This window comes from Massilia sp. BGA-UO-ETr-WB1 (genome assembly GCF_059567845.1).
Genome location: NZ_JCAQOT010000021.1, coordinates 341725 through 367677, shown reverse-complemented (window position 1 = coordinate 367677; position 25953 = coordinate 341725). Strand labels below are relative to the sequence as shown.

General features: G+C 65.8%; 27 protein-coding genes. 16 read left to right on the top strand and 11 right to left on the bottom strand.

Annotated features, from left to right (window positions below; all coding sequences use genetic code 11):
* Nucleotides 1–12: 12 nt before the first annotated feature.
* Nucleotides 13–1350 carry an aspartate aminotransferase family protein gene (locus AC56DV_RS06360; protein WP_496313455.1) on the bottom strand — a complete coding sequence of 446 codons (1338 nt, stop codon included), beginning with the start codon at nt 1348–1350 and terminating at the stop codon, nt 13–15.
* 92 nt (nt 1351–1442) lie between these two features.
* Nucleotides 1443–2018 carry a PEP-CTERM sorting domain-containing protein gene (locus tag AC56DV_RS06355; protein ID WP_496313454.1) on the bottom strand — a complete coding sequence of 192 codons (576 nt, stop codon included), beginning with the start codon at nt 2016–2018 and terminating at the stop codon, nt 1443–1445.
* A gap of 127 nt (nt 2019–2145) precedes the next feature.
* Here AC56DV_RS06355 and AC56DV_RS06350 point away from each other — a divergent pair, with 127 nt between their 5' ends.
* The gene (locus tag AC56DV_RS06350) at nt 2146–2697 is read left to right on the top strand and encodes a carboxymuconolactone decarboxylase family protein (protein WP_496313453.1); all 552 of its coding nucleotides are present in this window, start codon (nt 2146–2148) and stop codon (nt 2695–2697) included.
* 9 nt (nt 2698–2706) lie between these two features.
* On the opposite strand, the gene AC56DV_RS06345 is transcribed toward AC56DV_RS06350, so the two are convergent.
* Genes AC56DV_RS06345 through yjgA form a run of 4 tightly spaced genes read right to left on the bottom strand, consistent with a single transcriptional unit; the run spans nt 2707 to nt 4903 of the window.
* Complete coding sequence (locus AC56DV_RS06345; RefSeq protein ID WP_496313452.1) at nt 2707–2979, bottom strand: hypothetical protein; 273 nt, start codon at nt 2977–2979, stop codon at nt 2707–2709.
* Between the two features lie 26 nt (nt 2980–3005).
* Nucleotides 3006–3674: an alpha/beta hydrolase gene (locus AC56DV_RS06340; RefSeq protein ID WP_496313451.1), complete on the bottom strand. Its 669-nt coding sequence runs from the start codon at nt 3672–3674 to the stop codon at nt 3006–3008.
* Between the two features lie 10 nt (nt 3675–3684).
* Nucleotides 3685–4308, bottom strand: coding sequence for a molybdopterin adenylyltransferase (mog, locus tag AC56DV_RS06335; protein ID WP_496313450.1), 624 nt, complete (start codon nt 4306–4308; stop codon nt 3685–3687).
* Nucleotides 4298–4903, bottom strand: a complete 606-nt coding sequence (yjgA, locus tag AC56DV_RS06330) for a ribosome biogenesis factor YjgA (RefSeq protein ID WP_496313449.1) — start codon at nt 4901–4903, stop codon at nt 4298–4300. The genes mog and yjgA overlap by 11 nt, the downstream gene beginning before the upstream one ends.
* 93 nt (nt 4904–4996) lie before the next feature.
* Between yjgA and pmbA the strand changes: the two genes are divergently transcribed.
* The gene (gene pmbA / locus AC56DV_RS06325) at nt 4997–6349 is read left to right on the top strand and encodes a metalloprotease PmbA (protein WP_496313448.1); all 1353 of its coding nucleotides are present in this window, start codon (nt 4997–4999) and stop codon (nt 6347–6349) included.
* A 72-nt stretch (nt 6350–6421) separates the two neighbouring features.
* Complete coding sequence (locus AC56DV_RS06320) at nt 6422–7510, top strand: TRAP transporter substrate-binding protein (RefSeq protein ID WP_496313447.1); 1089 nt, start codon at nt 6422–6424, stop codon at nt 7508–7510.
* Between the two features lie 84 nt (nt 7511–7594).
* Here AC56DV_RS06320 and AC56DV_RS06315 read toward each other — a convergent pair whose 3' ends face one another.
* From AC56DV_RS06315 to AC56DV_RS06305, 3 genes are all read right to left on the bottom strand, one after another.
* Nucleotides 7595–8728 (bottom strand): hypothetical protein, encoded by a 1134-nt coding sequence (locus tag AC56DV_RS06315; protein WP_496313446.1) that lies wholly within the window; start codon nt 8726–8728, stop codon nt 7595–7597.
* 87 nt (nt 8729–8815) lie between these two features.
* Nucleotides 8816–11008, bottom strand: coding sequence for a TonB-dependent receptor plug domain-containing protein (locus AC56DV_RS06310; RefSeq protein ID WP_496313445.1), 2193 nt, complete (start codon nt 11006–11008; stop codon nt 8816–8818).
* 142 nt (nt 11009–11150) lie between these two features.
* Nucleotides 11151–12284, bottom strand: a complete 1134-nt coding sequence (locus AC56DV_RS06305; protein ID WP_496313444.1) for a M14 family metallopeptidase — start codon at nt 12282–12284, stop codon at nt 11151–11153.
* 139 nt (nt 12285–12423) lie between these two features.
* On the opposite strand from AC56DV_RS06305, the gene AC56DV_RS06300 reads away from it, so the two are divergent.
* On the top strand, nt 12424–13512 hold the full coding sequence (locus AC56DV_RS06300; RefSeq protein WP_496313443.1) for a TRAP transporter substrate-binding protein: 1089 nt from the start codon (nt 12424–12426) through the stop codon (nt 13510–13512).
* A 22-nt stretch (nt 13513–13534) separates the two neighbouring features.
* Entirely contained in the window at nt 13535–14452 is a 918-nt protein-coding gene (locus AC56DV_RS06295; protein ID WP_496313442.1) for a hypothetical protein, read from the top strand.
* A gap of 25 nt (nt 14453–14477) precedes the next feature.
* Here AC56DV_RS06295 and AC56DV_RS06290 read toward each other — a convergent pair whose 3' ends face one another.
* The gene (locus AC56DV_RS06290) at nt 14478–15122 is read right to left on the bottom strand and encodes an FMN-binding negative transcriptional regulator (protein ID WP_496313441.1); all 645 of its coding nucleotides are present in this window, start codon (nt 15120–15122) and stop codon (nt 14478–14480) included.
* A gap of 108 nt (nt 15123–15230) precedes the next feature.
* Between AC56DV_RS06290 and AC56DV_RS06285 the strand changes: the two genes are divergently transcribed.
* On the top strand, nt 15231–16139 hold the full coding sequence (locus AC56DV_RS06285) for a LysR family transcriptional regulator (RefSeq protein ID WP_496313440.1): 909 nt from the start codon (nt 15231–15233) through the stop codon (nt 16137–16139).
* Nucleotides 16140–16425: 286 nt separating this feature from the next.
* Nucleotides 16426–16887 (top strand): cache domain-containing protein, encoded by a 462-nt coding sequence (locus AC56DV_RS06280; protein ID WP_496313439.1) that lies wholly within the window; start codon nt 16426–16428, stop codon nt 16885–16887.
* Here AC56DV_RS06280 and paaX read toward each other — a convergent pair.
* Nucleotides 16884–17810 (bottom strand): phenylacetic acid degradation operon negative regulatory protein PaaX, encoded by a 927-nt coding sequence (gene paaX / locus AC56DV_RS06275; protein WP_496313829.1) that lies wholly within the window; start codon nt 17808–17810, stop codon nt 16884–16886. The genes AC56DV_RS06280 and paaX overlap by 4 nt on opposite strands.
* Before the next feature lie 201 nt (nt 17811–18011).
* On the opposite strand from paaX, the gene paaA reads away from it, so the two are divergent.
* From paaA to paaK, 9 genes are read left to right on the top strand one after another with little or no spacing between them, the layout of a single operon-like run.
* Nucleotides 18012–19001, top strand: coding sequence for a 1,2-phenylacetyl-CoA epoxidase subunit PaaA (gene paaA, locus AC56DV_RS06270; protein ID WP_496313438.1), 990 nt, complete (start codon nt 18012–18014; stop codon nt 18999–19001).
* An 11-nt stretch (nt 19002–19012) separates the two neighbouring features.
* The gene (gene paaB / locus AC56DV_RS06265; protein ID WP_496313437.1) at nt 19013–19297 is read left to right on the top strand and encodes a 1,2-phenylacetyl-CoA epoxidase subunit PaaB; all 285 of its coding nucleotides are present in this window, start codon (nt 19013–19015) and stop codon (nt 19295–19297) included.
* A gap of 13 nt (nt 19298–19310) precedes the next feature.
* On the top strand, nt 19311–20075 hold the full coding sequence (gene paaC / locus AC56DV_RS06260; protein ID WP_496313436.1) for a 1,2-phenylacetyl-CoA epoxidase subunit PaaC: 765 nt from the start codon (nt 19311–19313) through the stop codon (nt 20073–20075).
* Nucleotides 20076–20648 (top strand): 1,2-phenylacetyl-CoA epoxidase subunit PaaD, encoded by a 573-nt coding sequence (paaD, locus tag AC56DV_RS06255; protein WP_496313435.1) that lies wholly within the window; start codon nt 20076–20078, stop codon nt 20646–20648.
* Nucleotides 20649–20661: 13 nt separating this feature from the next.
* Complete coding sequence (gene paaE, locus AC56DV_RS06250; protein WP_496313434.1) at nt 20662–21738, top strand: 1,2-phenylacetyl-CoA epoxidase subunit PaaE; 1077 nt, start codon at nt 20662–20664, stop codon at nt 21736–21738.
* 23 nt (nt 21739–21761) lie between these two features.
* On the top strand, nt 21762–22553 hold the full coding sequence (gene paaG / locus AC56DV_RS06245; RefSeq protein ID WP_496313433.1) for a 2-(1,2-epoxy-1,2-dihydrophenyl)acetyl-CoA isomerase PaaG: 792 nt from the start codon (nt 21762–21764) through the stop codon (nt 22551–22553).
* A 3-nt stretch (nt 22554–22556) separates the two neighbouring features.
* Nucleotides 22557–24134: a 3-hydroxyacyl-CoA dehydrogenase PaaH gene (paaH, locus tag AC56DV_RS06240; RefSeq protein WP_496313432.1), complete on the top strand. Its 1578-nt coding sequence runs from the start codon at nt 22557–22559 to the stop codon at nt 24132–24134.
* A complete protein-coding gene (paaI, locus tag AC56DV_RS06235) occupies nt 24127–24588 on the top strand; it encodes a hydroxyphenylacetyl-CoA thioesterase PaaI (RefSeq protein ID WP_496313431.1) in 462 nt (153 codons plus the stop codon). Before paaH ends, paaI begins: the two co-directional genes overlap by 8 nt.
* A gap of 39 nt (nt 24589–24627) precedes the next feature.
* Nucleotides 24628–25953: a phenylacetate--CoA ligase PaaK gene (gene paaK / locus AC56DV_RS06230; RefSeq protein WP_496313430.1), complete on the top strand. Its 1326-nt coding sequence runs from the start codon at nt 24628–24630 to the stop codon at nt 25951–25953.

Genomic DNA, 25953 nt, shown 5'->3' with positions numbered 1-25953 from the left:
GCGGTAGTAACGTCAAGCTGTCCCCACGCTGGCCAGGGCCCTGGCCAGCGCCTCCTGCAGCCGCCCCACGATCTCCCCCAGCTCCGCCTCGGTGGCGATGAAGGGCGGCGCCAGCAGCACATGGTCGCCATGCTCGCCGTCGATGGTGCCGCCCATCGGATACACCATCAGCCCGCGCCCCATGGCCGCTTCCTTCACCGCCGCGTGCAGCCTGGCCGACGGCGCGAAGGGTTCTTTGCTCTCGCGCTCCTTCACCAGCTCCAGCGCCCAGAACAGCCCCCGTCCGCGGATATCGCCCACGTGCGGATGGTTGCCGAAAGCATCCCTCAGCATGCGCCGGAAAGCCGCGCCGCGCACCGTCACCGCGCCCAGCAGGCAGTCGCGCTGGATCACGCGCTGCACCGCCAGCGCCGCCGCGGCCGCCACCGGGTGGCCGATATACGTGTGCCCATGCTGGAACACGCCGCTGCCCTCGCGGATGCGCTGCACCACTTGCTCGCGCGCCACCACCGCGCCGATCGGCTGGTAGCCCGCGCCCAGCCCCTTGCCCAGCGCCACCAGGTCCGGCAGCACGTTCTCCTGCTCCACCGCGTACAGTGTGCCGGTGCGGCCTATGCCGCACATCACCTCGTCGGCGATCAGCAGCATGCCGTACTTGTCGCACAGCGCGCGCACGCCCTTGAAGTAGCCCGGCGTGGGCGGAATGGCGCCGCCGGTGGCGCCCACCACCGGCTCGGCGCAGAAGCCGATCACGTTTTCCGGCCCGGCCGCCAGGATCTCCGCCTCCAGCTCCGCCAGCAGCGACGCGGTGTAGTCGTTCAGCGTCTGCTGCGGCAGGCGGTCGCGGTATTCATAGCAGGCCGACACGCGCCGCACATCCATCAGCAGCGGCGCGAAATGCTTGCGGCGGAATTCGTTGCCGCCCAGTGCCAGCGCACCCAGCGTGTTGCCGTGGTAGCTCTGGCGGCGCGCGATGAACACGCTGCGCTGCGGCTGGCCGCTCTCCACGAAGTACTGGCGCGCCAGCTTGAGGGCGGTCTCCATCGCTTCCGAGCCGCCGGACACCAGGTAGACATGATTCAGGTCGCCGGGCGCGTCGAAGGCCAGGCGCGTTGCCAGTTCTTCCGCAACCTCGGTGGTGAAAAAGCCGGTGTGGGCGTAGGCCAGGCGGTCGATCTGCGCATGCATGGCGGCCAGCACGTCCGGGTGGCCGTGGCCCAGCGAGGATACTGCGGCGCCGCCGCTGGCGTCGAGGTAGGTGTTGCCGCGGCTGTCGTGCAGGGTGATGCCTTTGCCGCCGATGGCAATCGGCGGCGTGTGATGCAGGCTGCGGTGAATAATGTGGCTCATGTCGTCCTCACGTTGATGTGGAGAGACGACGATAGATCGCCGCGCAGCCGTGGTTGTTGATTTTTATCGCATCAACCGCGAATAAGTGCATCTCAGGATGAACGCTTGCGCGCCACCACGCCCAACATGGCCAGGCCGGCCAGCAGCATGCCATAGGTCGCAGGCTCGGGGATGGGCGGGATGTTCATCGACACCAGGCTGCCCACCTTGTCCGTGCTATTGCCCTCGTACATGCCGACCTTCAGGTGCGGCGACGTGAAGTTCTGCGTGCCGCCCGCGAAGGTGAACTCGAACACCATGTCGTCCGTCAGCGCAAGGTGCGTGCCGAAGGCGCATACTTTCATGGGATTCGCGCCGTTGACGCAGCCGTTGGCGGACAGTTCGTTGGTGTTGATCGTCCAGCTGAGGCCACCGGGGGGCGCGGCAGTCAGGGACACGCTGGTGAACGAGCCGATGTCCTTGAGGCCGATCATGCCCAGCGTGGTGGCTGTCGACCAGTCGCCAGTGGGATTGGCCGCATCGATTTCGAGCCGCAGCACGCTGTCGGTGAACGACGATGTGAAGGTGACGCCCTGGAATTCCAGCACCCCGGCACTGGCGGCGCCTCCCATGCCCAAGGTGGCGGCAACCGCGATGGATCCTGCAATGCGCTTGAGAAATAACGACATGATGTACTCCTTTTTGAAAAAGCGTTCGGGACTGCACCTTCATAAATAGCACATTGCTAGTGACGTTAATGCCGAAAATATCAATCGTGCGCCGTTATTTCATGATATTTGCTGCTAATATTTCCTGATGACAGTACGCCTCGGTCCCATCCCCTTCGCGCAGCTCTCGCCGCCGCAGCAAGCTGCCGCCCAAGCCATCATCGACGGCCCGCGCGGCGCGTTGTATGGCCCCTTTGTTCCCCTGATACGCAGCCCGGAGCTGATGGAGTGCGCGCAGCGCATGGGCGAATACCTGCGCTACCGCAGCGCAATCGGCACGCGCCTGTCGGAGCTGGCCATCCTGGTGACGGCGCGGCAGTGGAACCAGCAGGTGGAATGGGCCATCCACGCGCCCATCGCGCTGCAGGAGGGCATCAGCCCCGCCATGGTGGACGCGATCGCGGCGCGCCGCCGGCCGGACGCCATGATGGACGACGAGGCGCTGGTGCACGACTTCTGCATGGAACTGCACAGGGATAAGCGGGTGTGCGACGCCACCTACAACGCCGCGCTGGCGCGCTTCGGCGAGCACGGGGTGGTGGATTTGATGGGGCTGAACGGCTACTACACGTTCCTGGCGATGGTGATGAATGCCGCGCAATCGGCAGCGCCGCCGTCGAGCGCGGCGCCGCTGCCGTAGCGGGGGGGATTACGCGGCCAGGCCGCGCGTGACGACGTCGGCGACGACTTCGTTGAGGTCCTTGCCGCTGTCCCTGGCCAGCGCTTGCAGCTGCGCCACCAGCTCGCTATTCAGTTTGACGGCGAAGGGCACCAGGCCCAGGGCCTGGTCGCGGCGGCGCTGTTCGCGCTTGTCCACCGCCTCGCCGGCGGCGCCGGTGTTGCCGAATCCGGCCGCGCCAGGGGCAACCATCTTGCCCATCAACTTCTTGGCGTCGCTTTTTGCCATGCCGGTTTTCTTCATTTTCTGCTTTCAGTGGTACTGCGGGGTTAGGCCAGGACCTTCTTCAGCCATGCGCTGATGTGCACAACCTCTTCCTGGCACAGCGAGTGCTGCATGTAATAGTCGTGCCATTCCACCTGGTAGCCCAGCTTGACCAGCAGGTCGCGCGAGGCTTCGGCGCGGGCCACCGGGATCACCGGGTCCATGCGGCCGTGCACCATGAAGACCGGCGTCTGCAGGCTGGCTTCGCTGCGTTCGGCGGCGGTCTTGTCGGCCAGCGGCACGTAGCCGGACAGGCACATCAAACCGGCCAGCTTTTCGGGATGGCGCAGGCCGGCCTGCAAGGTCATGGCGCAGCCCTGCGAGAAGCCGGCCAGGATGATGCGTTCGGCCGGGATGCCGCGCGCTTTCTCGCGCGCGATCAGCGCCTCCACTTGCAGCTGCGAGGCGCGCAGGCCTTTCTCGTCTTCCTGGCGGCCCAGGTCGGTGTGGATGATGTCGTACCAGGCGCGCATCACGTAGCCGTTGTTGATGGTCACCGGCATGGTGGCCGCGTGCGGGAAAATGAAGCGGATGGCGGGCAGGCCTTCCAGGTCCAGCTCATTCACCATGGGCACGAAGTCGTTGCCGTCGGCGCCCAGGCCGTGCATCCAGATGATGGACACGGTTGGGTTGGCGCCCGTTTCGATTTCGATATTTTCCAGCAGTGCAGTCATGTGCAAATCCTCAGGCAGGCTTGATTGCCGATTTGGGGCGGAATGCCTTGCATACCGCCGGATTGGTTTCCATGTAGGGGCCGCCGATCAGGTCCACGCAGTACGGCACGGCCGCGAAGATGCCGCCCACCAGCTGCTTGCCGTCGGCGTCCTTCAAGCCTTCCAGGGTTTCCTTGATGGCTTTCGGCTGGCCGGGCAGGTTCATCACCAGCGCGGCGTGAGGTTCACCCAAACCAGCGGTCTCGCGGATCACGGCGGTCTGGCGCGACAGGATGGCGGTCGGCACGAACTGCAGGCTGATCTGGCGCATCTGCTCGCCGAAGCCCGGCATTTCCTTGGTGCCGATGGCCAGCGTGGCTTCCGGCGTCACGTCGCGGCGCGCGGGGCCGGTGCCGCCGGTGGTCAGCACCAGGTGGCAGCGGGCCACGTCGACCAGTTCCACCAGCGTGGCCTCGATCTGCGTGCGTTCGTCCGGGATCAAGCGGGTTTCGACGCGGAACGGCGTCGTCAGCGCGGACGACAGCCATTCCTGCAGCGCGGGCAGGCCCTTGTCTTCATAGACGCCGCCGCTGGCGCGGTCCGAGACCGACACCAGGCCGATCACCAGCACCGGCGCTGACACGTCACTCGTCATCTTCTTCGCTGTCCTCGTCTTCGCCGCCGGCCTCGTCGGCCTTGGCCTTGCGGTGCTTGGCGTCGACCTGCTTCAGGATCTGGAAGATTTCGCGGTAAGCCTTGGGCGGCTTGTTCTCGGCCTGCTCCTTGCGGGCGTTGCGGATCAGCGTGCGCAGGTGCTGCACGTCCAGTTCCGGGTTCTCCGACAGCAGCGTGGTGAGCGCGTTGTCGTCGGCCAGCAGCTTGTCGCGGCGGCGTTCCAGCGCGTGCATGGCGGCCGTATCGGCCTTGGACGCGCCTTTCCAGCCCTCGATGGTGCGCTGGATGACGGCCACTTCTTCCTCGTCCAGGGTGCGCATCTTCTTGCCCACGAACTGCATGGCGCGGCGGCGGCCTTCGTGATTGGTGATGGTTTGGCAAGTCAGGATGGCCTCTTTCACGTCCTCCGGCATGGGGACGCGCTTGACGCGGTCGCGCGGCGCTTCCACCAGCTCGGCGCCCAGCGCCTGCAGGGCGTCGGACTGGCGCTTGAGTTCGGTTTTAGATGGGCGCTCGTATTCTTGTTCGAACTCGGAAGATTGGAAGCCGACGGCGCCCCGGTTTGCATTTGGCATGATAACTGTGAGGCAGGGCGTGAACCCGGCCTGTAAAAACTGTAAACGACTGCTATGATAACTGTTTTAACGGTCACCCGAAGAAAACACCACATGAGCGACTCCGCATTTAGCCACAGCCAGGATCAATTGAAGCAGCTTGCACGCGACGTTTTGGCGTACGCGCGCGAGAAAGGCGGCACCGATGCCGCCGTCGAGATCAGCGAGGGCAGCGGCTTATCCGTCTCTGTGCGCAAGGCCAAAATCGAGACCATCGAGCAGAACCGCGACAAGGGCCTGGGCGTGACCGTGTTCATCGGCCAGAAGCGCGGCAACGCCAGCACCTCGGACTTTTCGGCCGCCTCGCTGCGCGCCACCGTGGACGCGGCCTACAACATCGCCAACTTCACCGCCGACGACGACTGCGCCGGCCTGGCCGACGAGGACATGCTGGAAACTAATCCGCGCGACCTGCAGCTGTACTACCCGTGGCTGATCTCGACCGAAGAAGCGGTGGCGCTGGCGCAGCGTGCCGAAGCGGCCGCCTTCGAGGTGGATCCGCGCATCACCAACAGCGAAGGGGCGGGCGTGCACGTGCAGCAGTCGCACTTCGTGTCGGCCAACTCGCGCGGCTTCATCGGCGGCTACCCGTACTCGCGCCACACGCTGTCGGTGGCGCCGATCGCCGGCAAGGGCGCCAAGATGCAGCGCGACGACTGGTACAGCTCGGTGCGCGACGCCGCCAAGATGGCCGCGCCGGAAGCCATCGGCCGCTACGCCGCCGAACGCGCGCTGGCGCGCCTGAACGCGCGCAAGCTCGACACCCGCACCTGCCCGGTGCTGTTCGAAGCGCCGCTGGCCGCCGGCCTGCTGGGCGCCTTCGTCCAGGCCACCTCGGGCGGCGCGCTGTACCGCAAGTCCACCTTCCTGCTCGACAGCCTGGGCAAGTCCGCCTTCCCGTCGCACATCCAGATCAAGGAAGACCCGCACGTGATCGGCGCGGTCGGCTCGGCGCCGTTCGACGAAGAGGGCGTGCGCACCCAGCGCCGCGACGTGGTCAAGGACGGCGTGGTGCAGGGCTATTTCCTGTCCACCTACTCGGCGCGCAAGCTGGGCATGAAAACCACCGGCAATGCGGGCGGCTCGCACAACCTGTCGCTGACGTCCTCGCTGACGAAGAGCAACGACGATTTCGTGGCCATGCTGAAGAAAATGGGCACCGGCCTGCTGGTGACCGAACTGATGGGCCAGGGCACCAACTACGTCACCGGCGACTACTCGCGCGGCGCCTCCGGCTACTGGGTGGAAAACGGCGTGATCCAGTACCCGGTGGAAGAGATCACCATCGCCGGCAACATGAAAGAGATGTTCCAGCAAATAGTCGGTATCGGTTCGGACGTACTGGTGCGCGGCACCAAGCAGACCGGCTCCATCCTGATCGAAAAAATGGTTGTTGCAGGAAGCTAATTTTTCGTTGCAAGCTTGCCCACGTTTCCATACACTGTCCCCGGCAATATTCAAAAACCTAGGAGACAATGTATGGAACGCCGTTCATTCATTACCAAGGCCGCAGTCGGCGCCACCGCAGGCGTAATCGCCGCCCCGGCCCTGGCGCAGTCGCTGCCCACCATCAACTGGCGCCTGGCGTCCAGCTTCCCCAAATCGCTGGACACCATCTTCGGCGCCGCCGACACCTTCACCAAGCGCGTCTCCCAGCTCACCGGCGGCAAATTCAACATCCGCTCGTTTGCCGGCGGCGAAATCGTCCCCGGCCTGCAGGTGATGGACGCGGTGCAAGCCGGCACGGTCGAGTGCGGCCACAGCGCCTCCTACTACTACTTCGGCAAGGACGCCACCTTCGCCTTCGACTGCGCGGTGCCGTTCGGCCTGACCTCGCGCCAGCACACCGCCTGGTACGACCAGGGCGGCGGCCGCGAGCTGACCCGTGAATTCTTCAAAGGCTACGGCATCATCAACTTCCTGGGCGGCAATTCCGGCACCCAGATGGGCGGCTGGTTCCGCAAGGAAGTCAAATCCGTGGCCGACCTGAAAGGCACCAAGATGCGCGTCGGCGGCTTCGCCGGCAAGGTGCTCGAGCGCCTGGGCCTGGTGCCGCAGCAGCTGGCCGGCGGCGACATCTACCCGGCGCTGGAAAAGGGCACCATCGACGCGGCCGAATGGGTCGGCCCGTACGACGACGAAAAGCTCGGCTTCCACAAAGTGGCGCCGTTCTACTACGCGCCGGGCTGGTGGGAAGCGGGCGCCTCGTTCTCGTTCTACGTCAACATCAAGGAATGGGAAAAGCTGCCCAAGGAATACCAGGCCGCGATTGAATGCGCCTCGTACGAAGCGCACGTGGTGATGCAGGCCGAATACGACTTCCGCAACCCGACCGCGCTGGCGCGGCTGCTGAAGAGCGGCGTCAAGCTGCGCAACTTCCCGAAAGACATGATGGACGCCTGCTACAAGGCGGCCAACGACGTGATGAACGAAGAAGCCGCGCGCAACGCAAAGTTCGCCAAGATCTACGAGCCATGGAAAAAGTTCCGCCAGGACCAGAACCAGTGGGCCTCGGTGGCCGAAGCGACGATGCAAAACTTCCTCATCAGCGCCGGCCGCGGCAAGTAATCTCATTCCGTAAAGACAAATGGGGTCAGGGTTAATTAATTTTGCAACTAGTTGCAAAATTAATTAACCCTGACCCCATTTTGCTTATCGGCAAAGGGGGCTTTGGGGCTGGCCGCAGGCGATCAGGCGGCCGACGTCGGGGTTGTCGAGGTAGCGCACGTGGGCGTCGATGGGATTTTCGAAGGCGCCGAACCAGGTGCGGGCGTTGGATACCAGCACGTTGTGCACCGCCACGCCCGGGCGTTCGTATTTTTCCTTTTGCAGCGTGTAGGACAGCAGATCGTTCGGGTCCGTGAACGCGACCAGCGTCAGGCCCGCGATGGATGCCGGCGCGGCCATTGCGTCGCTGGCGCCGCGCGCGCTGCGCCGCTCCAGCACGCGCTGCAGGCTGTCCTGCGGCAGCGCGCGGCGGCCCACTTCCAGCGGCAAGCCCTGGTCGGCCAGGCCCAAAATGGGGATCTGGTTGGCCGCCATCACCAGGTAGGCCATGCGGTCCAGCGTCTGCTGGGCGGCGTCGGCGGCCCGCTTGGCGTCCGGCGTGGCGCCGCGCTCGTCCAGCATGCTGCTCAGCGTGTCGAACAGTATCTTGCTGCCCAGGCTTTCCGAGATCACCACCAGCGGCGCGTCCGGCGCCGAGCCGGCCGTGGCGCGCAGCACCGCGTCGCGCATGCGCTGCTGGATCTGGCCGCGCGCTTCGCCCTGGTAGATCAGCGCGTCCGGCAGGCAGTCGTCCATCAGCAGATCCTTCACCCTGGCGTTGATGCTGGCGCGCTGCGGCGTATAGGGCGGGCTGCCCTGGCAGATGGGCGACTTGTCGGTCTGGTCGTAGCACAGCTGCTGCTTGAGCGGCGTGGTCAGCGGCGACCAGATCAGCGACTGGAAGCGGATCGCGCCGTCGCCGGCGGGCACGGTGGCGGGGATGATCTCGATCTGCCCAGCGCCGGGCTCAACACCGGCCCTGGCCGCGGCCGAGGCGGGCGGCGGCAGGTTGGCGGCCAGCGCGCTGCTCAGCTGCTGCACGGTCTCCGTGGCCCAGCTGGCGTCGTGCGTGCACATGCCGTGCACCAGCAGCACGTCGACCTGGTGGCCGGGCGTTTGCGTGACGAAATGGGCCAGTCCGGGGAAGGTGGCGCCCGGCTCCATGATCTGTGCGGGCCGGTAGGGCATGCTGCAGGCGGCAAGGCACAGCAGCAAAGGGAAAAGGCGCAACGTTTTCATAGCGGGCTCCTGGCTAGGCTCGGGAGACCATGATCTGCTCAGGCGGACTCCGCCGCAAGCGTAAACTTGCGGCGGGTTTGTGCTACATCAGAACTTCATTTCCATCAGCGCGCGCACTACGGCGGTGGTGGGGGTGATGGTGCCGTCGCGCAGCGTGCCGGTGGCTTCGACGAAGGTCGATTCGCTGTAGTTGTCCTGGTGCAGGGCGTTGGCCAGCGAGATGCGCAGCTGGTTCTTCGGATTGAATTTCCACAGGCCGTACAGGTCCAGCGAACGCTTCGGTATCGTGTAGGCGTACTGCTTCTCCGAGATGCGCACCGGGCCACCGCTCTGGAAGCTGAAGCTGCCGCCCAGCGTGAGCGGCAAGGTGTCCAGTTTCCAGTCCGCGCCGACCGTGCCGCTGACCGGGGTCTGCTGGTCCAGGCGGTTGTTCGGGCCGGGCACGGAGTCCAGGTCGGACCAGTTGCGCGACAGGTTGGCGCGCATTTCAATCGCCGGCGCCTTCGGGTACATGGAGCGCAGCGGCAGCTTGGCTTCCAGTTCGATGCCGCGCGTGTTGGCGGTGCCGGCGTTCATGGGGCGCGACACGTACAGGCCGTCGATCAGCGCCACCTGCTGGCGCGTGATGTCCTTGATGCGGCGCACGAAGGTACTGGCCGTCATCAGGCCGCCGCCCGGCAGGTAGTGCTCGAACGCCAGGTCCAGCCCCCATGCCAGTTCAGGCTTCAGCAGCGGGTTGCCGGTCTGGTCCGGGCTGGTGGCGGTGTTGTTGTTGGAGGCGAAGCGGCGCGGGATCAGGCTGTTCACGCCGGGCGCCTTATAGGTGCGCGACACGCCCAGGCGCACCTGGTCGGCCTTGCTGCCGGGGATTTTCCACAAGGTCTGGAACAGCGGGCTCCACACGCTGGACTTGTTGCTCACCGGCGCGTAGTCGTTGCCTTCGCTGGTGGTTTCGATGCCTTCCCAGCGCAGGCCAAAGTACACCGACCAGCGGTCCGTGATGGTCCATTCGTCCTGCGCGTACAGGGCCAGGCGCTGCACTTCGGCGTTGTAGACCTGGTCCAGGTCCGACACCGGCGCGCCGATCGGGCTGCTTTCGCGCTGGATGCGGTCTTCGTCGCGCTTGCTGTAGCCGGCGTCCCAGCCGGTGGCCAGCGCGTGGCCTTCGAACAGCGGCGTGGAGTATTTGCCGGTGGTGGTGAAGCCCTTGTCGGTGGAGTCGGACGTGACCAGGCGGTCCACCGCCAGCACATTGTTGGCGAAGTATTGCAGCGCGGGCGCCTCGGTGGAGCGCTTGTTGTAGTTGGCGCCGCCTTTCACTTCCAGCTTGGCGCCGGCGGCCAGCTTGCGGGTCCAGGTCAGGTCGGTGCGCAGCAGGGCCACCTCGGAATCGATGTCCACGCCGGTGGCGCTGTAGCGCGGCAGCTTGCCCTGCAGCGTGTTCACGCGCTCGTCCGTGTCGCCGCGGAAGCGGTTCACGTTGACGAAGCTTTGCGAGGTGACGATGTCGTTCGGGCCGAGGTTGATGTTGACGCGCGGCGACAGGTTCAGCGCCCGGAACGAGCCCTGGCTGGTCTGCTCGGTGCGGCGCAGCAGGTTCTGTTCGCCGGCCGGGGTGGTGCCGGTGGTGACGATCTCGGCCGGGCGGTTGAACTTGCCGTAGGTGACGCCGCCGCCCACCGCGTAGGAGATGGCCCCCTTGCGGTCGGAGATCTGGAAGTTGGTGTTGGTGCCGAGCTTTCCGTTGTCGTCCTGCAGGCCCACCTTGATTTCGCGCTGGGCCGTGACGATGGCTTTCTTCAGCACGATGTTGATGCCGCCGGCGATGGCCTGGGTGCTGAACTCGGCCGTGGCCGCGCGCATCACTTCGATGCGTTCTATCATGTCCGGCGACAGCGAATCGAGCGAGAAGCCGGGCGGCGCCGGTTCGCCGTTCAGCATGATCTGCGTGTAGCCGCTGCCCAGGCCGCGCATGCGGATGTCGCCGCCGCGTCCCTGCACGCCGCCCACGGTGATGCCCGGCAGGCGCTTGAGCACCTCGCCGATGGTGGTGTCGCCGTTCTTCAGGATTTCCTCCTGCGTCACCACGATCTTGGTGGCGGTGTCGTTGCGGCGCGCATCATAGGTTTCCGCCGCGCCCTTGATCTCCACCTTCTGCATGGTTTCTTTGGCGGGCTTGACGGGTTCATCCGCCGCGTAGGCCTGGATGGTGCCGAGCAGGAAGGGGGCAGTGCCGAGCAGGCGCAGAAAAGCAGGAGACGGGCGGAGCCGTTGAGTCATGTTGATTGCCGGTTGGGTAATGTTTGCACAAGAAAAAGCCCGCTCAGGGCGGGCTTTTCCACTTTGGCAGTATGGTAATAGGAACGTTGCCTATTTTCAATTCCGCCGTGGGGATGCGGAAGAAATATCGCGTTATTGCGCCTTAACCGTTGGCGCGCAGCGACATCAGCACCGGTTGCAGGATGGCCGCGCCCAGGCGGGCGCTGCGGGCGCCGTCCCAGCCGGTGACCGGGTCCGGGTCGTTGGCGTTGTCCTTGAACGGCATTTCCAGGGTCAGCGACAGGCAACCGAAGGCGTGCGAGATGTGCGGCGAGCCCATGGTCAGGGTTTCCGGCGTCAGCGGGCTTTCGCCGTAGCCGAATTCGTCCTGGAAGTCCGGGCTGGCGATCTTGAAGTCCTCCACGAAGCGCTGCTGGCGCGCCGCGTCGGCCTTGCTCCAGCTTTCCAGCGCTTCGCTGCCGGCCGTGAACACGTAAGGCAGGCCTTCGTCGCCGTGGATGTCGAGGAACAGGTCGCAGCCCACTTCCTTCATCTTGTTTAGCACCAGGAACACTTCCGGGCTGCGCTCCATGGTCGGGTTCAGCCATTCGCGGTTGAGGTTGGCGCCGGCCGCGTTGGTGCGCAGGTTGCCGCGCACCGAGCCGTCCGGATTCATGTTCGGCACCACGTAGAACACCGCTTCCTGCAGCAGCTGGCGGCCGAACGGGTTGGCCACGTCCAGCAGGGCGTCGACCATGCCTTCCACGAACCATTCGGCCATGGTCTCGCCCGGGTGCTGGCGCGCGATTACCCATACCTTCGGCTTGCCGTCTTCCGGCTCGCCGATCACCATCAGGTTCATGTCGTGGCCGTCGATGGTGCTGCCCAGGTCTTCCACGCGCACGTAGTCGTTCAGCTGGGCGTTGTCCAGCAGGGCCAGGTGGCGTTCCCACGAGTAGGGCTCGAAGTAGGCGTAGTAGACGCTGTCGTATTCCGGCGTGTGCTCGATGACCATGGTCTTGCCGTCGTACGAGGTGGGCACGCGGAACCAGGTTTCGCGGTCGTAGCTGGCGGCGGCCTGGTAGTCCTTCCAGCCGTCCGGATAGGCGGCCTGGCCGGCGTTCAGGAAGTTCATGGTCAGCGGGGTCGCCTTGGCGCCCTGCACGCGGAAGTAGAACCACTGGATGATGTCGGCAGCGGAGTCTTTGCGGATGTTCAGGTCGATCGCGGAGGGGTCGTCCGCGCGCAGAACGTCGATGGCGCCAGCATCGAATTGGTGGCTGATTTTGATGGGCATGCTTCGGTCCTGATGGGTAAAAGTATCGGGTGTGCGACATGATACTAGTTTTATGGACAAGCTTGGGATTGCAAGCTTGTTAATTCAGTCATACACTAGGCCGGGCTTCCCTACCAAAACAACACCGGAGACTGAACTTATGCAGCGTCGTTCCTTCCTGAAAAATGCCACCCTGGGCGCTGGCGCCAGCGCGCTGGCCGTGGCCCCGGCGCTGGCCCAGGCGCAGCCCGCCGTCAGCTGGCGGCTGGCCTCGAGCTTCCCCAAGACCCTGGACACCATCTACGCCTCGGCCGACCACTTCTGCAAGCGCGTGGCCGAGCTCACCGGCGGCAAGTTCACCATCCGCCAGCACGCGGCGGGCGAAATCGTGCCGGGCCTGCAGGTGATGGACGCGGTGCAGGCCGGTACGGTGGAAATGGGCCACACGCCGTCCTACTACTATTTCGGCAAGGATCCGGCGTTCTGCTTCGACTGCGCGGTGCCGTTCGGCCTGACCTCGCGCCAGCAGACCGCGTGGTACGACCAGGGCGGCGGCCGCGAGCTGATGCGCGAGTTCTACAAGGGCTACGGCATCATCAACTTCATGGCCGGCAACACCGGCACGCAGATGGGCGGCTGGTACCGCAAGGAAGTGAAAACGGTGGCGGACATGAAGGGCCTGAAGATCCGCATCGCCGGTTTCGCCGGCCGCGTGATGGAGCGCATGGGCGCGGTGCCGCAGCAGATTCCGGCCAGCGACGTCTACGGCTCGCTGGAAAAGGGCACCATCGACGCGGCCGAGTGGGTGGGCCCGTACGACGATGAAAAGCTGGGCCTGCAGCGCGTGGCGCCGCACTACTACGCGCCGGGCTGGTGGGAGGCCGGGCCGCAACTGTCGTTTTATATCAACATCAAGGAATGGGAAAAGCTGCCCAAGGAATACCAGGCGGCGGTGGAGTGCGCCAGCTACGAGTGCCACGTGATCATGCAGGCCGAGTACGACACCAAGAACCCGGCCGCGCTGGCGCGCCTGCTGAAGAACGGCGCCAAGCTGCATACCTTCTCGAAAGAGATCATGGACGCGTCGTACAAGCTGTCGGCCGCCGTGATGGAAGAGGAAGCGGCCAAGAACGCCAAGTTCAAGAAGATCTACGAGCCGTGGAAGAAGTTCCGCCAGGACCAGAACCAGTGGGCCTCGGTGGCCGAAGCCACCATGCAGAACTACCTGATCAACGCCGGCCGCAGGTAGTGGCGCTGCAGGACGCTTCGCCATGACCGGGGGGCATCTCATCGGCATCGCCGTGCTGCTGGCCGTCCTCGCCGGGCCGGCGGCGCTGGGGCTGGCCGGATGGTTCAAGGCGCGCCGCGCCCGGTCGTCCGCCGCGCCTGGCCGCAGCGCGCGATGGCGCTGGAGATGGACGCTGATGTCGGCGTTGCTGTACGTCTTCGCTTTCAACCTGACCTTCTTCATCCAGGAGTTGTTCCTGGTGCTGCCCAAGGCCCTCACGCCTGGCTTGCGCGCGACCCTCTTTCACAACAACCACCGCTGGGAGGGCGACAACCCGCTGGCAAGCCTGTTCCAGGGCACGGGCGCGCTGGCGACCTTGCTGGCGGGCGGTGTTTGCGCATGGCTGTTGTGGCGAGGCGCCGGCAAATCGGCTGCCGCGCGCCTGTCCCTGTTCTGGATGGCTTACAGCGGCATATTCATGGCGTTGCCGCAGGTGGCCATCGGTGCCGTCAGCACCCAGAGCGATCTGGGGATGGCGATGGTGTACCTGGGTATGGCTGACGCCGCCAAAGTGATCGCGGCGGTGGTTGCGCTTGCCGCTATCCCGCTGTTTGCCGGCTGGCTGCGGCTTCTTTTGCTTGATAAGGTTGGCCACGCGGACCGTATCGCCAGCTCCAGAGGGCGCAACCTGTTCCTGTTAGAGGTCGCGGTGCTGCCGGCCCTGCTTGCGCTCCCTGCGATTTTCCTGTTCCGTATCCCAAGGGATTGGACGGAAGTAGTCGTGGTGCCGGTGGTGGTGACCATCGCCGGCCTGGTTTGGATGCAGGCCGGAGCCTGGCGCTCCAGCAGGGCAACTGGCAGCACGGCCGCAGCGGAGTCGATTGCCTGGCCGTTTTGCGCGGTTGCGGGTCTTTTGCTGGTCTTCCACGTGCTGCTGAGGCCGGGTGTGCGCTTCTATTGACGGCGCCGCAGCTTCTTGCCGATCCTTACGCGGCTGCGTGCAGCGGCAAGTCCAGCTGATGCCATGCGGCCATGGCGGCGGCCAGCTCCAGGCTGCCATGGCCGCCATGGCGCAGCAGGCCGCGCATGCTGTCGGCCAGCACGTCGGGCGATTCGCCCTGGCCCAGCTTGAATTGTCCCTGCACCGTGCGCACGTGGGCGCGGAAGGGCACGATGTGCTGGCTCAGCACGTCGTAGCGCGGGCTTTCCTCTAGCCGCCACGGGCATTCCTCGCCCGCGTCCATCTGGTCGACAAGGGCCTGTAGGGCCGCGCGCGTGGCCTCGGCGCCGCTGCCGAATTCCAGGTCGACGTCGAATTGCGCCATTTCGTAGTTCCAGGTGGGCGCGTTGCGGCGGTCGCGCAGCCAGGCGGAAGAGATGTAGCCCTGGGCGCCGGTGAACACCAGCAAGGCCCGTCCCGCCTGGCGCAGGCCGGCCAGCTGTGGATTGTGCGCCGACATGTGGCCGATGAATTCCAGTTCGCCGCTGCCAGTACGCTGCAGCACCAGCGGCAGCGGGGTGGCCTGCGAGCCGCTGTCGCCATGGCTGACCACCATGGCGAGCGGGTGGCGCTTGACGAGGTCTTCGATCGGCCGCAGGTCGGCTGGGCGGAAAATACTGGTGTGATACATTGCGCGTCTCCGGTGGGTTGGTGCCGCCATTGTGCGGCGCGCGCCATGGCGGCGAAAGGCGCGCCATGCAATGCGCGCGTTCACCGGTGAACAACACAAAGGGTGGATATGGCAGGCAGCGACAAACTGGGATGGGGCGATTTGCATGTGCTGCACGCGGTGGCCAAGACCGGCTCGCTGTCGCAGGCGGCGGCGCTGCTGGGCACCAGCCATCCGACCGTGTTCCGCCGCATCCAGGCCATCGAACAAACCCTGGGGGCGACGCTGTTCGAGCGCAGCCGCCAGGGCTACCGCGCCACGGCGGCGGCGGCTGAATTGCTGGAGCTGGCCGAGCATATTGCGCAACGCCTGAACGACATCTCCGGCTCGGCCGGCCCCGACGGCGCCGTCGGCGGCAGGGTCCTGCTGAGCACGACTGAAACCATGCTGCCGGGCGTGTTGCCGCCGGTGCTGGCGAGGCTGCGGCAGACTGCGCCCGGGATACTGGTCGAGCTGGAAATCGCGGACGGCCTGGCCAACCTGCAGCGGCGCGAGGCCGACGTGGCGTTGCGGGCCGGCGGCCAGCCGCCGGACGATCTGCTGGGCCGCGTGGTGTGCGGCATCGAGACCACGGTGTACCGGCCGGCGGCGTGGGAGCCGGTCGACGAGGCGCGCCTGGCCGGTGTGCCGTGGGTGTGCCTGGATGAGGGTTTTGCGCACTTGGCGTCGATGCAGTGGCTGAAGGAGCGCGGCCTGCTGGCCCACGCCGCCGCGCGCTGCAACAGCACCGTGGCCGTCATGCGGCTGGCCGAGCAGGGCATGGGCCTGGCGATGCTGCCGTGCTACCTTGGCGACGCCAGCCCGGCGCTGCGGCGCGTGCTGCCGCCGCAGCCGCAGTTTCGTTCCGACCTGTGGCTGCTGTCGCATGCCAGCGCGCGCGGCGTGGCGCGCATCGGCGCCGTGCTGGACGCGCTGGCCGACGGCCTGCGGCGGCAGGCGGACCTGTTCGAAGGCCGCCGCCCCTGGCCCGCTCCCTAGCTTGGCAAATGCGCTTTCGCTGAGCCAGATCAACATGGCCTGCGTCCCGGCTTGCTATCTTGGCTTGCGGCCCTCCGCATTGTGCGGCCGCGCCGCGCAAACCAGGAGACGACCATGGATCGGGGCAGGAGGGCTGAGCTTAGATGCCATCCGCGATCCCGCAGCCTTCCCGCTTGTTGCGCCGCGCTGACAAATCCTTTCACTGTGGAAAATGTGCGCTACACTGCCTTGGCCGCCTGCCGGGGCAGCGCGCGGCTTTTTTTTTCATATCGATAAGGGGACACAGATGAAGCAGCTGTTTCGGGTAGTGTTGGCGGCCTTGCTGGCCTGTTCGTTCTTGCCGGCTGCGTCGGCGGCGAATGTGGGGTCGGCGGACGAGGCGGTGGCGATGGTGAAGAAGGCGGCCGCCTACATCGCGGCCAACGGCAGGGACAAGGCCTTCGCTGAAATTAACAACCCCAGCGGCCAGTTCAAGGACCGCGACCTGTATATCGCCGTGCTGGACACCAAGGGCGTGACCCTGGCGCACGGCGGCAACGCCAAGCTGATCGGCAAACCCATGATCGACCTGAAGGACGTGGACGACAAGCACTTCATCAAGGCCTTCCTCGACGTGGCCGCCACCAAGGGCAGTGGCTGGGTCGATTACAAGTGGCCCAATCCAGTGAGCAAAGCCATCGAGAAGAAGTCCACCTACGTGGAGAAGGCCGGCGACCTGGTCATCATCTGCGGCATCTATAAAGGCTAGTCCAGCCCGCCGAAGCGCTGGTAGAAGGCGGCGCCGGCTTCGGCGGTGGTGTCGTCTTCGCGCCGCAGCACCGTCAGCACGTGCTGCTCGGCGGCGCCGGCCACCAGGCGGTACAGCTCGCGCGCCAGCTCGTAGGCGGCGGCGCCCGGCCACGGCTCGGGCAGCAGCTCCACCGGCAGTTGCGGGTCATGCAGCTGCACCCGGCGGTAGGCGTGGATCAGCAGCGAACGGATCACGAAGGCTTGCTCCGGCTCAGGCTGGTGCCCGGCGCGCAGCAATGCCAGCAGGGGTTCGAACTGCGCGATGAATTGCTGGTAGCCGTCCATCACGCCGCTCAGGTCCCAGCCCTCGTCGATCATTTCCCGCAGCGGACGGCCATTGCGCGCGCCCGGCATCTCGGCCGCGTGGCAGATGAACAGCTTGTCGCGCGTGCCGGTGCGGACCAGCAGCTCGTCCAGCGTGTCCGGGTTGCCCGCCGGGTGGCCGAACACCCCGGCCGACACCAGGCCGTAGCCTTCCCACACCAGCTCCTTGCGCAGCAGCGCGCGTTCCGCCGCGCCCAGGCTGTTGCCGCTCATCACCAGAGTCCAGTTGCCGTCCCAGTGCACGTGCAGCGGCGAATAGACGCGGCGCTGCGCGCGCGCCAGGCGGGCCTGCGATTGCGGCGGGATGGAATACGACGAGCGCCGCCCGTCGCGCTGCGACACCAGCCAGCCTTCCTGCGCCAGCCGGAACACGGAGGTGCGCAGCAGCCTGTCGTTCACGCCGAACGGCGCCAGCAGCTCGATCAGGCTGCCCAGCCACACCACGCCGCCGTGCGGCACGATGGCGTCGCCGAAGATGGTCATCACCAGCGACTTCGAGCGCGGCGGGTCGCTGGCCAGGAAGTGGGCTATCCATTCGTTGCTGTTCAGGGTCTTCATCTTGCGCACGGGTGGTTTTCTCTCAAGCCGGGAGTTTACTTTGCTGCGGCTTCGGCGCAGCATTATTTTTCCTGCATCTGGACATTCTGGCACCAACACGCCCCGAAGGGATACAGTTTTTTGATTTGAGTCAAAAAAACAGTATGCAAACGAATTTTTGTATCGTAATATGGTCCCACACCTTGAACGAGGAGACAGAACATGTACGCACAGATGGTTGAAACCGGCCTGAAGAAAGTTCAGACGAACCAGGACATGAGCGCCGAGGAGCGCGAGTTCCAGGCCCGTATCGACGCCGGCGTGAAGATCGAGGCCAAGGACTGGATGCCGGACGCCTACCGCAAAACGCTGATCCGCCAGATCTCCCAGCACGCCCACTCCGAAATCGTCGGCCAGCTGCCCGAAGGCAACTGGGTGACCCGCGCCCCCACGCTGAAACGCAAGTCCGTGCTGCTGGCCAAGATCCAGGACGAGGCCGGCCACGGCCTGTACCTGTACAGCGCCGCCGAAACCCTGGGCGTGTCGCGCGACGAGCTGCTGGCGGCCCTGCACAGCGGCAAAGCCAAGTATTCCAGCATCTTCAACTACCCCACCCTGAGCTGGGCCGACATGGGCGCCATCGGCTGGCTGGTGGACGGCTCGGCCATCATCAACCAGATCCCGCTGTGCCGCTGCTCCTACGGCCCGTACGCCCGCGCCATGATCCGCGTGTGCAAGGAAGAATCGTTCCACGCGCGCCAGGGCTACGACATCATGATGTCGCTGGCCAAGGGCACGCCGGAGCAGAAGGCCATGGCGCAGGACGCGCTGAACCGCTGGTGGTGGCCGTCGCTGATGATGTTCGGCCCGTCCGACGCGGAATCGGTCAACAGCGCGCAGTCCGCGCAGTGGCGCATCAAGCTGTTCTCGAACGACGAGCTGCGCCAGCGCATGGTGGACCAGACCGTGCCGCAGGCCGAATACCTGGGCCTGACCGTGCCCGATCCCGACCTGAAGTTCAACGCCGAAACCGGCCACTATGAATTCGGCGAAATCGACTGGAGCGAGTTCCAGGCTGTCCTGAAGGGCAACGGCCCGTGCAACCGCGAGCGCCTGCGCACCCGCGTCAAAGCCTACGAGGACGGCGAGTGGTTCCGCGACGCGCTGGTGGCTTACGCCGACAAACACAAAGAGGAAAAGGCTGCGGCCTGAGGAGACATAAGATGAGCAAAGAATGGCCATTGTGGGAAGTTTTCATCCGCAGCCAGCACGGCCTGGCGCACAAGCATGTGGGCAGCCTGCACGCGTCCGACGCCGCCATGGCGGTCAACAACGCGCGCGACGTGTACACCCGCCGCAATGAAGGCGTGAGCATCTGGGTGGTGCGCGCCACCGACATCGTGGCCAGCAGCCCGGCCGACAAGGACGCGCTGTTCGAGCCGTCCAACAGCAAGGTCTATCGCCACCCCACCTTCTTCCCGATGCCGGAAGAAGTGAAGAACCTGTAAGCGGGACGCGGTCATGGACAAACTCATGGACGATAAAATTTCCTGGCTGCTGCGCCAGGGCGACAACGCCCTGATCCTGAGCCAGCGCCTGTCCGAGCTGTGCGGCAAGGGGCCGGCGCTGGAAGAGGACATGGCGCTGACCAACGTGGCGCTGGACCTGCTGGGCCAGACCCGCATGTGGTACAGCTACGCCGGCGAACTGGAAGGCGCCGGCCGCGACGAGGACAAGCTGGCCTACCACCGCGACGCGCACGACTTCAAGAACTGCCTGCTGCTGGAGCAGCCGAACGGCAACTACGCCGACACCATGATGCGCCAGTTCTTGTTCGACACCTGGCACTACTTCTTCATCGGCGCGCTGACCAAGTCCAGCGACGAGCGCATCCGCGGGATCGCCGAGAAGTCGCTGAAGGAAGTGACCTACCACCTGCGCCGCAGCGGCGACCTGATCGTGCGCATGGGCGACGGCACCGACGTCAGCCGCGCCAAGACGCAGGCGGCGGCCGACGAGCTGTGGATGTACACCGGCGAACTCTTCAAGTACGACGCTGTGGACCAGGCCATGGTGGCCGCAGGCGTGGCGCCGGCCTCCGAGCCGCTGCGCGCGCAATGGCTGGCGCACGTGAGCGACATCTTCGGCGAAGCCACCTTGACGATGCCGCCGCCGGACGCCTGGATGCAAAAGGGCGGCAAGCAGGGCGTGCACAGCGAGCACCTGGGCTACCTGCTGGCCGAGATGCAGTTCCTGCAGCGCGCCTATCCCGGATCGGAGTGGTAAGTGAACGCCGCCGCTGTTGCTTCCACGGCCGCCGCCGTCACCGCTGACCAGGTCTGGGCCTGGCTCGCCGAGGTGGCCGACCCCGAGATCCCCGTGATCTCGGTGGTGGACCTGGGCATCGTGCGCGATGTGCAGGTGGACGGCGACGGCGCATGCACCGTCACCATCACGCCCACCTACTCGGGCTGCCCGGCCATGCAGGTGATCGCGGACGCGGTCACCGATGCGCTGCGCGGGCGCGGCATCGAGCGCGTGGAACTGCGCACGCAGCTGTCGCCCGCCTGGACCACCGACTGGATGAGCGAAGAGGGCAAGGCCAAGCTGAAAGGCTACGGCATTGCGCCGCCCGCGCAGCAGGTGGTCGACATCAGCGGTCTGCGGCGCGGCGCGTCCGGCAGTGCCGACCTGGCCGCCGGCGTGCGTAGAGGCGCCATCGCGCGGCCCAAGGTGGTGTGCCCCAACTGCGGCTCCAGCCACACCGAAAACACCAGCCAGTTCGGCTCCACTCCGTGCAAGGCGCTGTACAAATGCCTCGACTGCCGCGAGCCGTTCGACTACTTCAAGTGCCACTGAGAGCATAACCATTATGAGCAAATTCTATCCGCTGTCCGTCGCCCAGGTGAGCAACGAAACGCGCGACTGCATCGCCGTCACCTTCGCCGTGCCGCCCGAACTGGAAGAAAGCTTCAAATACCAGCAGGGCCAGCACCTCACGCTGCGCACCCACATCAACACCGAAGACGTGCGCCGCTCCTACTCGATCTGCTCCGCCGTGCAGGACGGCGCGCTGCGCGTGGCCATCAAGCGCACGCCCGGCGGCATGTTCTCCACCTGGGCCAACGACACGCTCAAGCCGGGCACCGTGATCGAAGTGATGCCGCCCATGGGCCACTTCAACGTGCCGCTGGACGCCGCCAACCGCAAGAACTACATGGCCTTCGCGGCCGGCAGCGGCATCACGCCCATCCTGTCCATCATCAAGACCACGCTGCTGACGGAACCGAACAGCCACTTCACGCTGTTCTACGGCAACCGCGCCTCGTCGTCGGTGATCTTCAAGAACGAGCTGGCCGACCTGAAGGACATCTACACCGAGCGCCTGAACATCGCTTACGTGATGAGCCGCGAGCAGCAGGACATCGAGCTGTTCAACGGCCGCATCACGAAAGAGAAGGCGCAGCAGTTCCTGCAGCACTGGGTGCGCGTGGAGGACTACGACAACGCCTTCATCTGCGGCCCGGAAGACATGATGCACGGCGTATCGGCCGCGCTGCAGGAAGCGGGCATGCCGAAGGCGAACATCAAGATCGAACTGTTCGCGGCCAGCATACCGAAGCACCAACACAAGCCGCGCGCGCAAGCCGACGTGGGCACGGGGCTGACCGAGGTGACGGTGGTCATGGACGGCAACCACACCATGTTCACCATGGAGCGCGACAAGGAATCCATCCTGGACGCCGGCCTGCGCGCCGGCATCGACATGCGTTACTCCTGCAAGGGCGGCGTGTGCTCCACCTGCCGCTGCAAGGTGCTGGACGGGAAAGTGGACATGGACGTTAACTACGCGCTGGAAGACTACGAAATCGCGCGCGGCTTCGTGCTGAGCTGCCAGAGCTTCCCGGTGACGGACAAAGTGGTGGTCGATTTCGACCAGGCCGAATAAAGAGGAACGTTGGAGGAGACGCCATGAGCTACGAGAATATTCTGTTTGAGATCAAAGGCGGCATCGCCAAGCTGACGCTGAACCGCCCGGATAAGCTGAACAGCTTCACCCAGGCCATGCACCTGGAAGTGCGCGACGCGCTGGCCAAGGTGCAGGCCGACAAATCCGTGCGCGTGCTGCTGCTCACCGGCGCCGGGCGCGGCTTCTGCGCCGGCCAGGACCTGGGCGACCGCGCCGTGGAACCCGGCGCCAACGGCGTGGATCTGGGCGACTCGGTGGAAAAATTCTACGCCCCGCTGGTGCTCACGCTGCGCAGCCTGCCCATGCCCGTCATCTGCGCCGTGAACGGCGTGGCGGCAGGCGCGGGCGCCAACCTGGCGCTGGCCTGCGACATCGTCATCGCCGGCAAATCGGCCAGTTTCGTGGAAGCGTTCTGCCGCCTGGGCCTGATCCCGGACACCGGCGGCACCTGGATCCTGCCGCGCCTGATCGGCATGGCGCGCGCCACCGGCCTGGCCATGCTGGGCGAAAAACTCACCGCCGACCGCGCCGAGCAGTGGGGCCTGATCTGGAAGGCCGTGCCGGACGAGCTGCTGATGACCGAAGCCGCCGCCATGGCCGAACACTTCGCCGCCGCGCCCACCAAGGGCCTGGCCTTCACCAAGAAGGCGCTGCAGATCAGCCACTGCAACTCGCTGCCCGAGCAGCTCAAGCTGGAAGGTGAGATGATGCGCGAGCTGGGTTACAGCCATGACTACCGCGAAGGCGTGGCCGCCTTCATCGCCAAGCGCACGCCCGAATTCAAAGGAGAGTAAGCAATGGCAGCTCTGGATAAAGCCAGCGTCGTCGCCGTCATCGGCAGCGGCGCCATGGGTTCTGGCATTGCGCAGGTGGCGGCCGCCGCGGGCCACACCGTCAAGCTGTACGACACGCGCGCCGAGGCGGTGCAGAAAGCCATTGCCGACATCGCCAAGGTCTACCAGAAGCTGGTGGAGAAGGGGCGCATGACGGCCGCCGACGCGCAAGCCGCCAGCGCGCGCCTGCAAGCCGCCGGCGGCCTGGCCGACATGGCCGATGCCGCGCTGGTGGTGGAGGCCATCGTCGAGAACCTGGACGTGAAGCGCTCCCTGTTCGCCGACCTGGAAGGCGTCGTCGGCGGCGAGTGCATCCTGGCCACCAACACCTCGTCGATTTCCGTCACCGCCATCGCCGCCAAGCTGCGCCGGCCGCAGCGCCTGGTGGGCATGCACTTCTTCAATCCGGTGCCGCTGATGGCGCTGGTGGAAGTGATCAGCGGCCTGGCCACCGAGCCTGCCGTGGCCGAAACCGTGTACGACACGGCCATCGCCTGGGGCAAGAACCCGGTGCACGCCAAATCCACGCCCGGCTTCATCGTCAACCGCGTGGCCCGCCCCTATTACGCCGAAGGCCTGCGCCTGCTGAACGAACAGGCCGCCGACGCCGCCACCATCGACGCCGTGATGCGCGATGCGGGCGGCTTCCGCATGGGCCCATTCGAGCTGATGGACCTGATCGGGCACGACGTGAACTATTCCGTCACCCAGTCCGTCTTCAGCGCTTATTACAACGACCCGCGCTTCACGCCATCGGTGATCCAGCAGGAGCTGGTGAACGCCGGCTTCCTGGGCCGCAAGTCGGGCCGTGGCTTCTATGCCTATGGCGACGGCGCCGTGGTGCCGCCCGCGCAAAGCGAGGCCGCGCAAGCCAGGCCGGAATACGTGAGCTACAGCGTGGAACCGGGCGCCAGCGGCGCATCGGCCGTGACGGACGCCGTGCTGGCGCGCTTCCAGGAACGCGGCATCGCCGTCACGCTGCGCAAGGCCAGCGAGGCGTACGGCCACGCGGCGGCGAACGTGGAGGAGCACGCGCCGGCCTTCCACTGCAACGGCGCTGCCGTCTACCTGACCGACGGCCGCAGCGCCACCCAGCGCGCGGCCGACAACAAGCACCCGGACACCGTGGTGTTCGACCTGGCGCTGGACTACGGCAAAGCCACCCGCATCGCCATCGCCGCCGCCGACCAGTGCAGCGCTTCGGCGTACAACGCCGTGGTGGGCCTGTTCCAGGCCGCCGGCTTCGCCGTGACGAAGCTGGACGACGTGCCGGGCCTGGCCGTGATGCGCACCGTGGCCATGCTGGCCAACGAAGCGGCGGACGCGGTCAACCAGGGCGTGTGCAGCGCGCAGGGCGCGGACACCGCCATGCAGAAGGGCGTGAACTATCCGCGCGGCCCGCTGGCCTGGGCCGACGCCGTCGGCGTCGAGCGCATCGCCACCGTATTGAACAACCTCGCAGCCGCCTACGGCGAAGACCGCTACCGCGTGTCGCCGCTGCTGCGCCGCAAACAGGCATCGGGAGCGACGTTCCATGCATAAGGATGCACCAGTATTGAGCGCCGCCGAGGCGCAAGCGCTGGCCCAGGCCGCCGGCGACACCATGTTTGCACGCGACCGCGCCAGCCAGGCGCTGGGCATGCTGCTGGCCGAGATCCGGCCCGGCTACGCGCGCATGACCATGCCGGTGCGGGAGGACATGCTGAACGGGCACCAGACCTGCCACGGCGGCTTTATTTTCGCGTTGGCGGACAGCGCCTTCGCGTTTGCGTGCAACAGCCACAACCAAAACACGGTGGGCGCCGGCTGCACGATCGAGTACCTGGCCCCCGGCCGCCAGCACGACCTGTTGACGGCGGAAGCCGTGGAGCAGGCGCTGGCCGGCAAGAGCGGCATTTACGACGTCAAGGTCAGCAACCAGGACGGACGCATCATCGCCCTGTTCCGTGGCAAATCGCACCGCGTCAGCGGAGAGGTGGCGCCGCGGCAGGGTTAGGTCAAGACCAGAATACGAGTCGAATACGAGGAGACAGCAATGGTTCAACGCAATCCCGCCCCAGCTGACCTGGAGCCTATCGAACGCGCCAGCAAGGACGAGCTGCAGGCGCTGCAACTGGAACGCATGAAGTGGACGCTGAAGCATGCGTATGACAACGTGCCGCACTACCGCGCCGCCTTCGACGAAAAAGGCGTGCACCCGGACGACCTGAAGACGCTGGCCGACCTGGCCAAGTTCCCCTTCACGGACAAGAAAACCCTGCGCGACAACTATCCCTTCGGCCTGTTCGCCGTGCCGCGCGAGAAAGTGGTGCGCATCCACGCATCGAGCGGCACCACCGGCAAGGCCACCGTGGTGGGCTACACGCAGAACGACATCGACACCTGGGCCAACGTGGTGGCGCGCTCCATCCGCGCAGCGGGCGGCCGCGCCGGCGACATGGTGCACATCTCCTACGGCTACGGCCTGTTCACCGGCGGCCTGGGCGCGCACTACGGCGCCGAACGGCTGGGCTGCACCGTGATCCCCATGTCCGGCGGCCAGACCGAGAAGCAGGTGCAACTGATCCAGGACTTCAAGCCCGAGATCATCATGGTCACGCCGTCCTACATGCTCAACATCATCGAGGAATTCCAGCGCCAGGGCCTGGACGCGGCGGAGTCGTCGCTGAAGGTGGGCATCTTCGGCGCCGAACCGTGGACCGACGCCATGCGCGCCGAGATCGAAGCGCGCGCCGGCATCGACGCGGTGGACATCTACGGCCTGTCCGAAGTGATGGGCCCGGGCGTGGCCAGCGAGTGCATCGAATCGAAAGACGGCCCGGTGATCTGGGAAGACCATTTCTACCCCGAGATCATCGACCCGGAAACCGGCGAAGTGCTGCCGGACGGCTCGGACGGCGAGCTGGTGTTCACCTCGCTGTCGAAGGAGGCGCTGCCCATCATCCGCTACCGCACGCGCGACCTGACCCGTTTGCTGCCGCCGACCTCGCGCTCCATGCGCCGCATCGGCAAGATCACCGGCCGCTCGGACGACATGATGATCATCCGCGGCGTGAACGTGTTCCCGACCCAGATCGAAGAGCTGATCTGCAAGATGCCGAAGCTGGCGCCGCAATACCAGCTGGTGGTGAGCCGCGACGGCCACCTGGACAAGCTGGACGTGATCGGCGAGCTGCGCCCCGAGCTGACCGGCAAGCTGACCGCCATCGAGGTGGAGGCGCTGGCGCGCGAGCTGGAGCATGCCATCAAGACCTATGTCGGCGTCACCACCCGCGTCAGCCTGCTGGCATCGAACAGCATCGAACGCACCATGACCGGCAAGGCCAAGCGCGTCATCGACAAACGACCAAAGATAGTCTAA

Bases quoted from the DNA above. Each gene is read 5' to 3' on its own strand.
- paaB (WP_496313437.1), top strand. From the start codon at position 19,013: ATGAGCAAAGAATGGCCATTGTGGGAAGTTTTCATCCGCAGCCAGCAC.
- yjgA (WP_496313449.1), bottom strand. From the start codon at position 4,903: ATGCCAAATGCAAACCGGGGCGCCGTCGGCTTCCAATCTTCCGAGTTC.
- AC56DV_RS06315 (WP_496313446.1), bottom strand. From the start codon at position 8,728: ATGAAAACGTTGCGCCTTTTCCCTTTGCTGCTGTGCCTTGCCGCCTGC.
- paaE (WP_496313434.1), top strand. From the start codon at position 20,662: ATGAGCAAATTCTATCCGCTGTCCGTCGCCCAGGTGAGCAACGAAACG.
- AC56DV_RS06310 (WP_496313445.1), bottom strand. From the start codon at position 11,008: ATGACTCAACGGCTCCGCCCGTCTCCTGCTTTTCTGCGCCTGCTCGGC.
- AC56DV_RS06285 (WP_496313440.1), top strand. From the start codon at position 15,231: ATGGCAGGCAGCGACAAACTGGGATGGGGCGATTTGCATGTGCTGCAC.
- paaA (WP_496313438.1), top strand. From the start codon at position 18,012: ATGTACGCACAGATGGTTGAAACCGGCCTGAAGAAAGTTCAGACGAAC.
- AC56DV_RS06340 (WP_496313451.1), bottom strand. From the start codon at position 3,674: ATGACTGCACTGCTGGAAAATATCGAAATCGAAACGGGCGCCAACCCA.
- paaK (WP_496313430.1), top strand. From the start codon at position 24,628: ATGGTTCAACGCAATCCCGCCCCAGCTGACCTGGAGCCTATCGAACGC.
- AC56DV_RS06345 (WP_496313452.1), bottom strand. From the start codon at position 2,979: ATGAAGAAAACCGGCATGGCAAAAAGCGACGCCAAGAAGTTGATGGGC.
- mog (WP_496313450.1), bottom strand. From the start codon at position 4,308: ATGACGAGTGACGTGTCAGCGCCGGTGCTGGTGATCGGCCTGGTGTCG.
- paaG (WP_496313433.1), top strand. From the start codon at position 21,762: ATGAGCTACGAGAATATTCTGTTTGAGATCAAAGGCGGCATCGCCAAG.
- paaI (WP_496313431.1), top strand. From the start codon at position 24,127: ATGCATAAGGATGCACCAGTATTGAGCGCCGCCGAGGCGCAAGCGCTG.
- AC56DV_RS06305 (WP_496313444.1), bottom strand. From the start codon at position 12,284: ATGCCCATCAAAATCAGCCACCAATTCGATGCTGGCGCCATCGACGTT.
- AC56DV_RS06290 (WP_496313441.1), bottom strand. From the start codon at position 15,122: ATGTATCACACCAGTATTTTCCGCCCAGCCGACCTGCGGCCGATCGAA.
- paaC (WP_496313436.1), top strand. From the start codon at position 19,311: ATGGACAAACTCATGGACGATAAAATTTCCTGGCTGCTGCGCCAGGGC.
- AC56DV_RS06300 (WP_496313443.1), top strand. From the start codon at position 12,424: ATGCAGCGTCGTTCCTTCCTGAAAAATGCCACCCTGGGCGCTGGCGCC.
- paaX (WP_496313829.1), bottom strand. From the start codon at position 17,810: ATGAAGACCCTGAACAGCAACGAATGGATAGCCCACTTCCTGGCCAGC.
- AC56DV_RS06360 (WP_496313455.1), bottom strand. From the start codon at position 1,350: ATGAGCCACATTATTCACCGCAGCCTGCATCACACGCCGCCGATTGCC.
- AC56DV_RS06295 (WP_496313442.1), top strand. From the start codon at position 13,535: ATGACCGGGGGGCATCTCATCGGCATCGCCGTGCTGCTGGCCGTCCTC.
- AC56DV_RS06355 (WP_496313454.1), bottom strand. From the start codon at position 2,018: ATGTCGTTATTTCTCAAGCGCATTGCAGGATCCATCGCGGTTGCCGCC.
- AC56DV_RS06320 (WP_496313447.1), top strand. From the start codon at position 6,422: ATGGAACGCCGTTCATTCATTACCAAGGCCGCAGTCGGCGCCACCGCA.
- pmbA (WP_496313448.1), top strand. From the start codon at position 4,997: ATGAGCGACTCCGCATTTAGCCACAGCCAGGATCAATTGAAGCAGCTT.
- AC56DV_RS06280 (WP_496313439.1), top strand. From the start codon at position 16,426: ATGAAGCAGCTGTTTCGGGTAGTGTTGGCGGCCTTGCTGGCCTGTTCG.
- AC56DV_RS06350 (WP_496313453.1), top strand. From the start codon at position 2,146: ATGACAGTACGCCTCGGTCCCATCCCCTTCGCGCAGCTCTCGCCGCCG.
- paaH (WP_496313432.1), top strand. From the start codon at position 22,557: ATGGCAGCTCTGGATAAAGCCAGCGTCGTCGCCGTCATCGGCAGCGGC.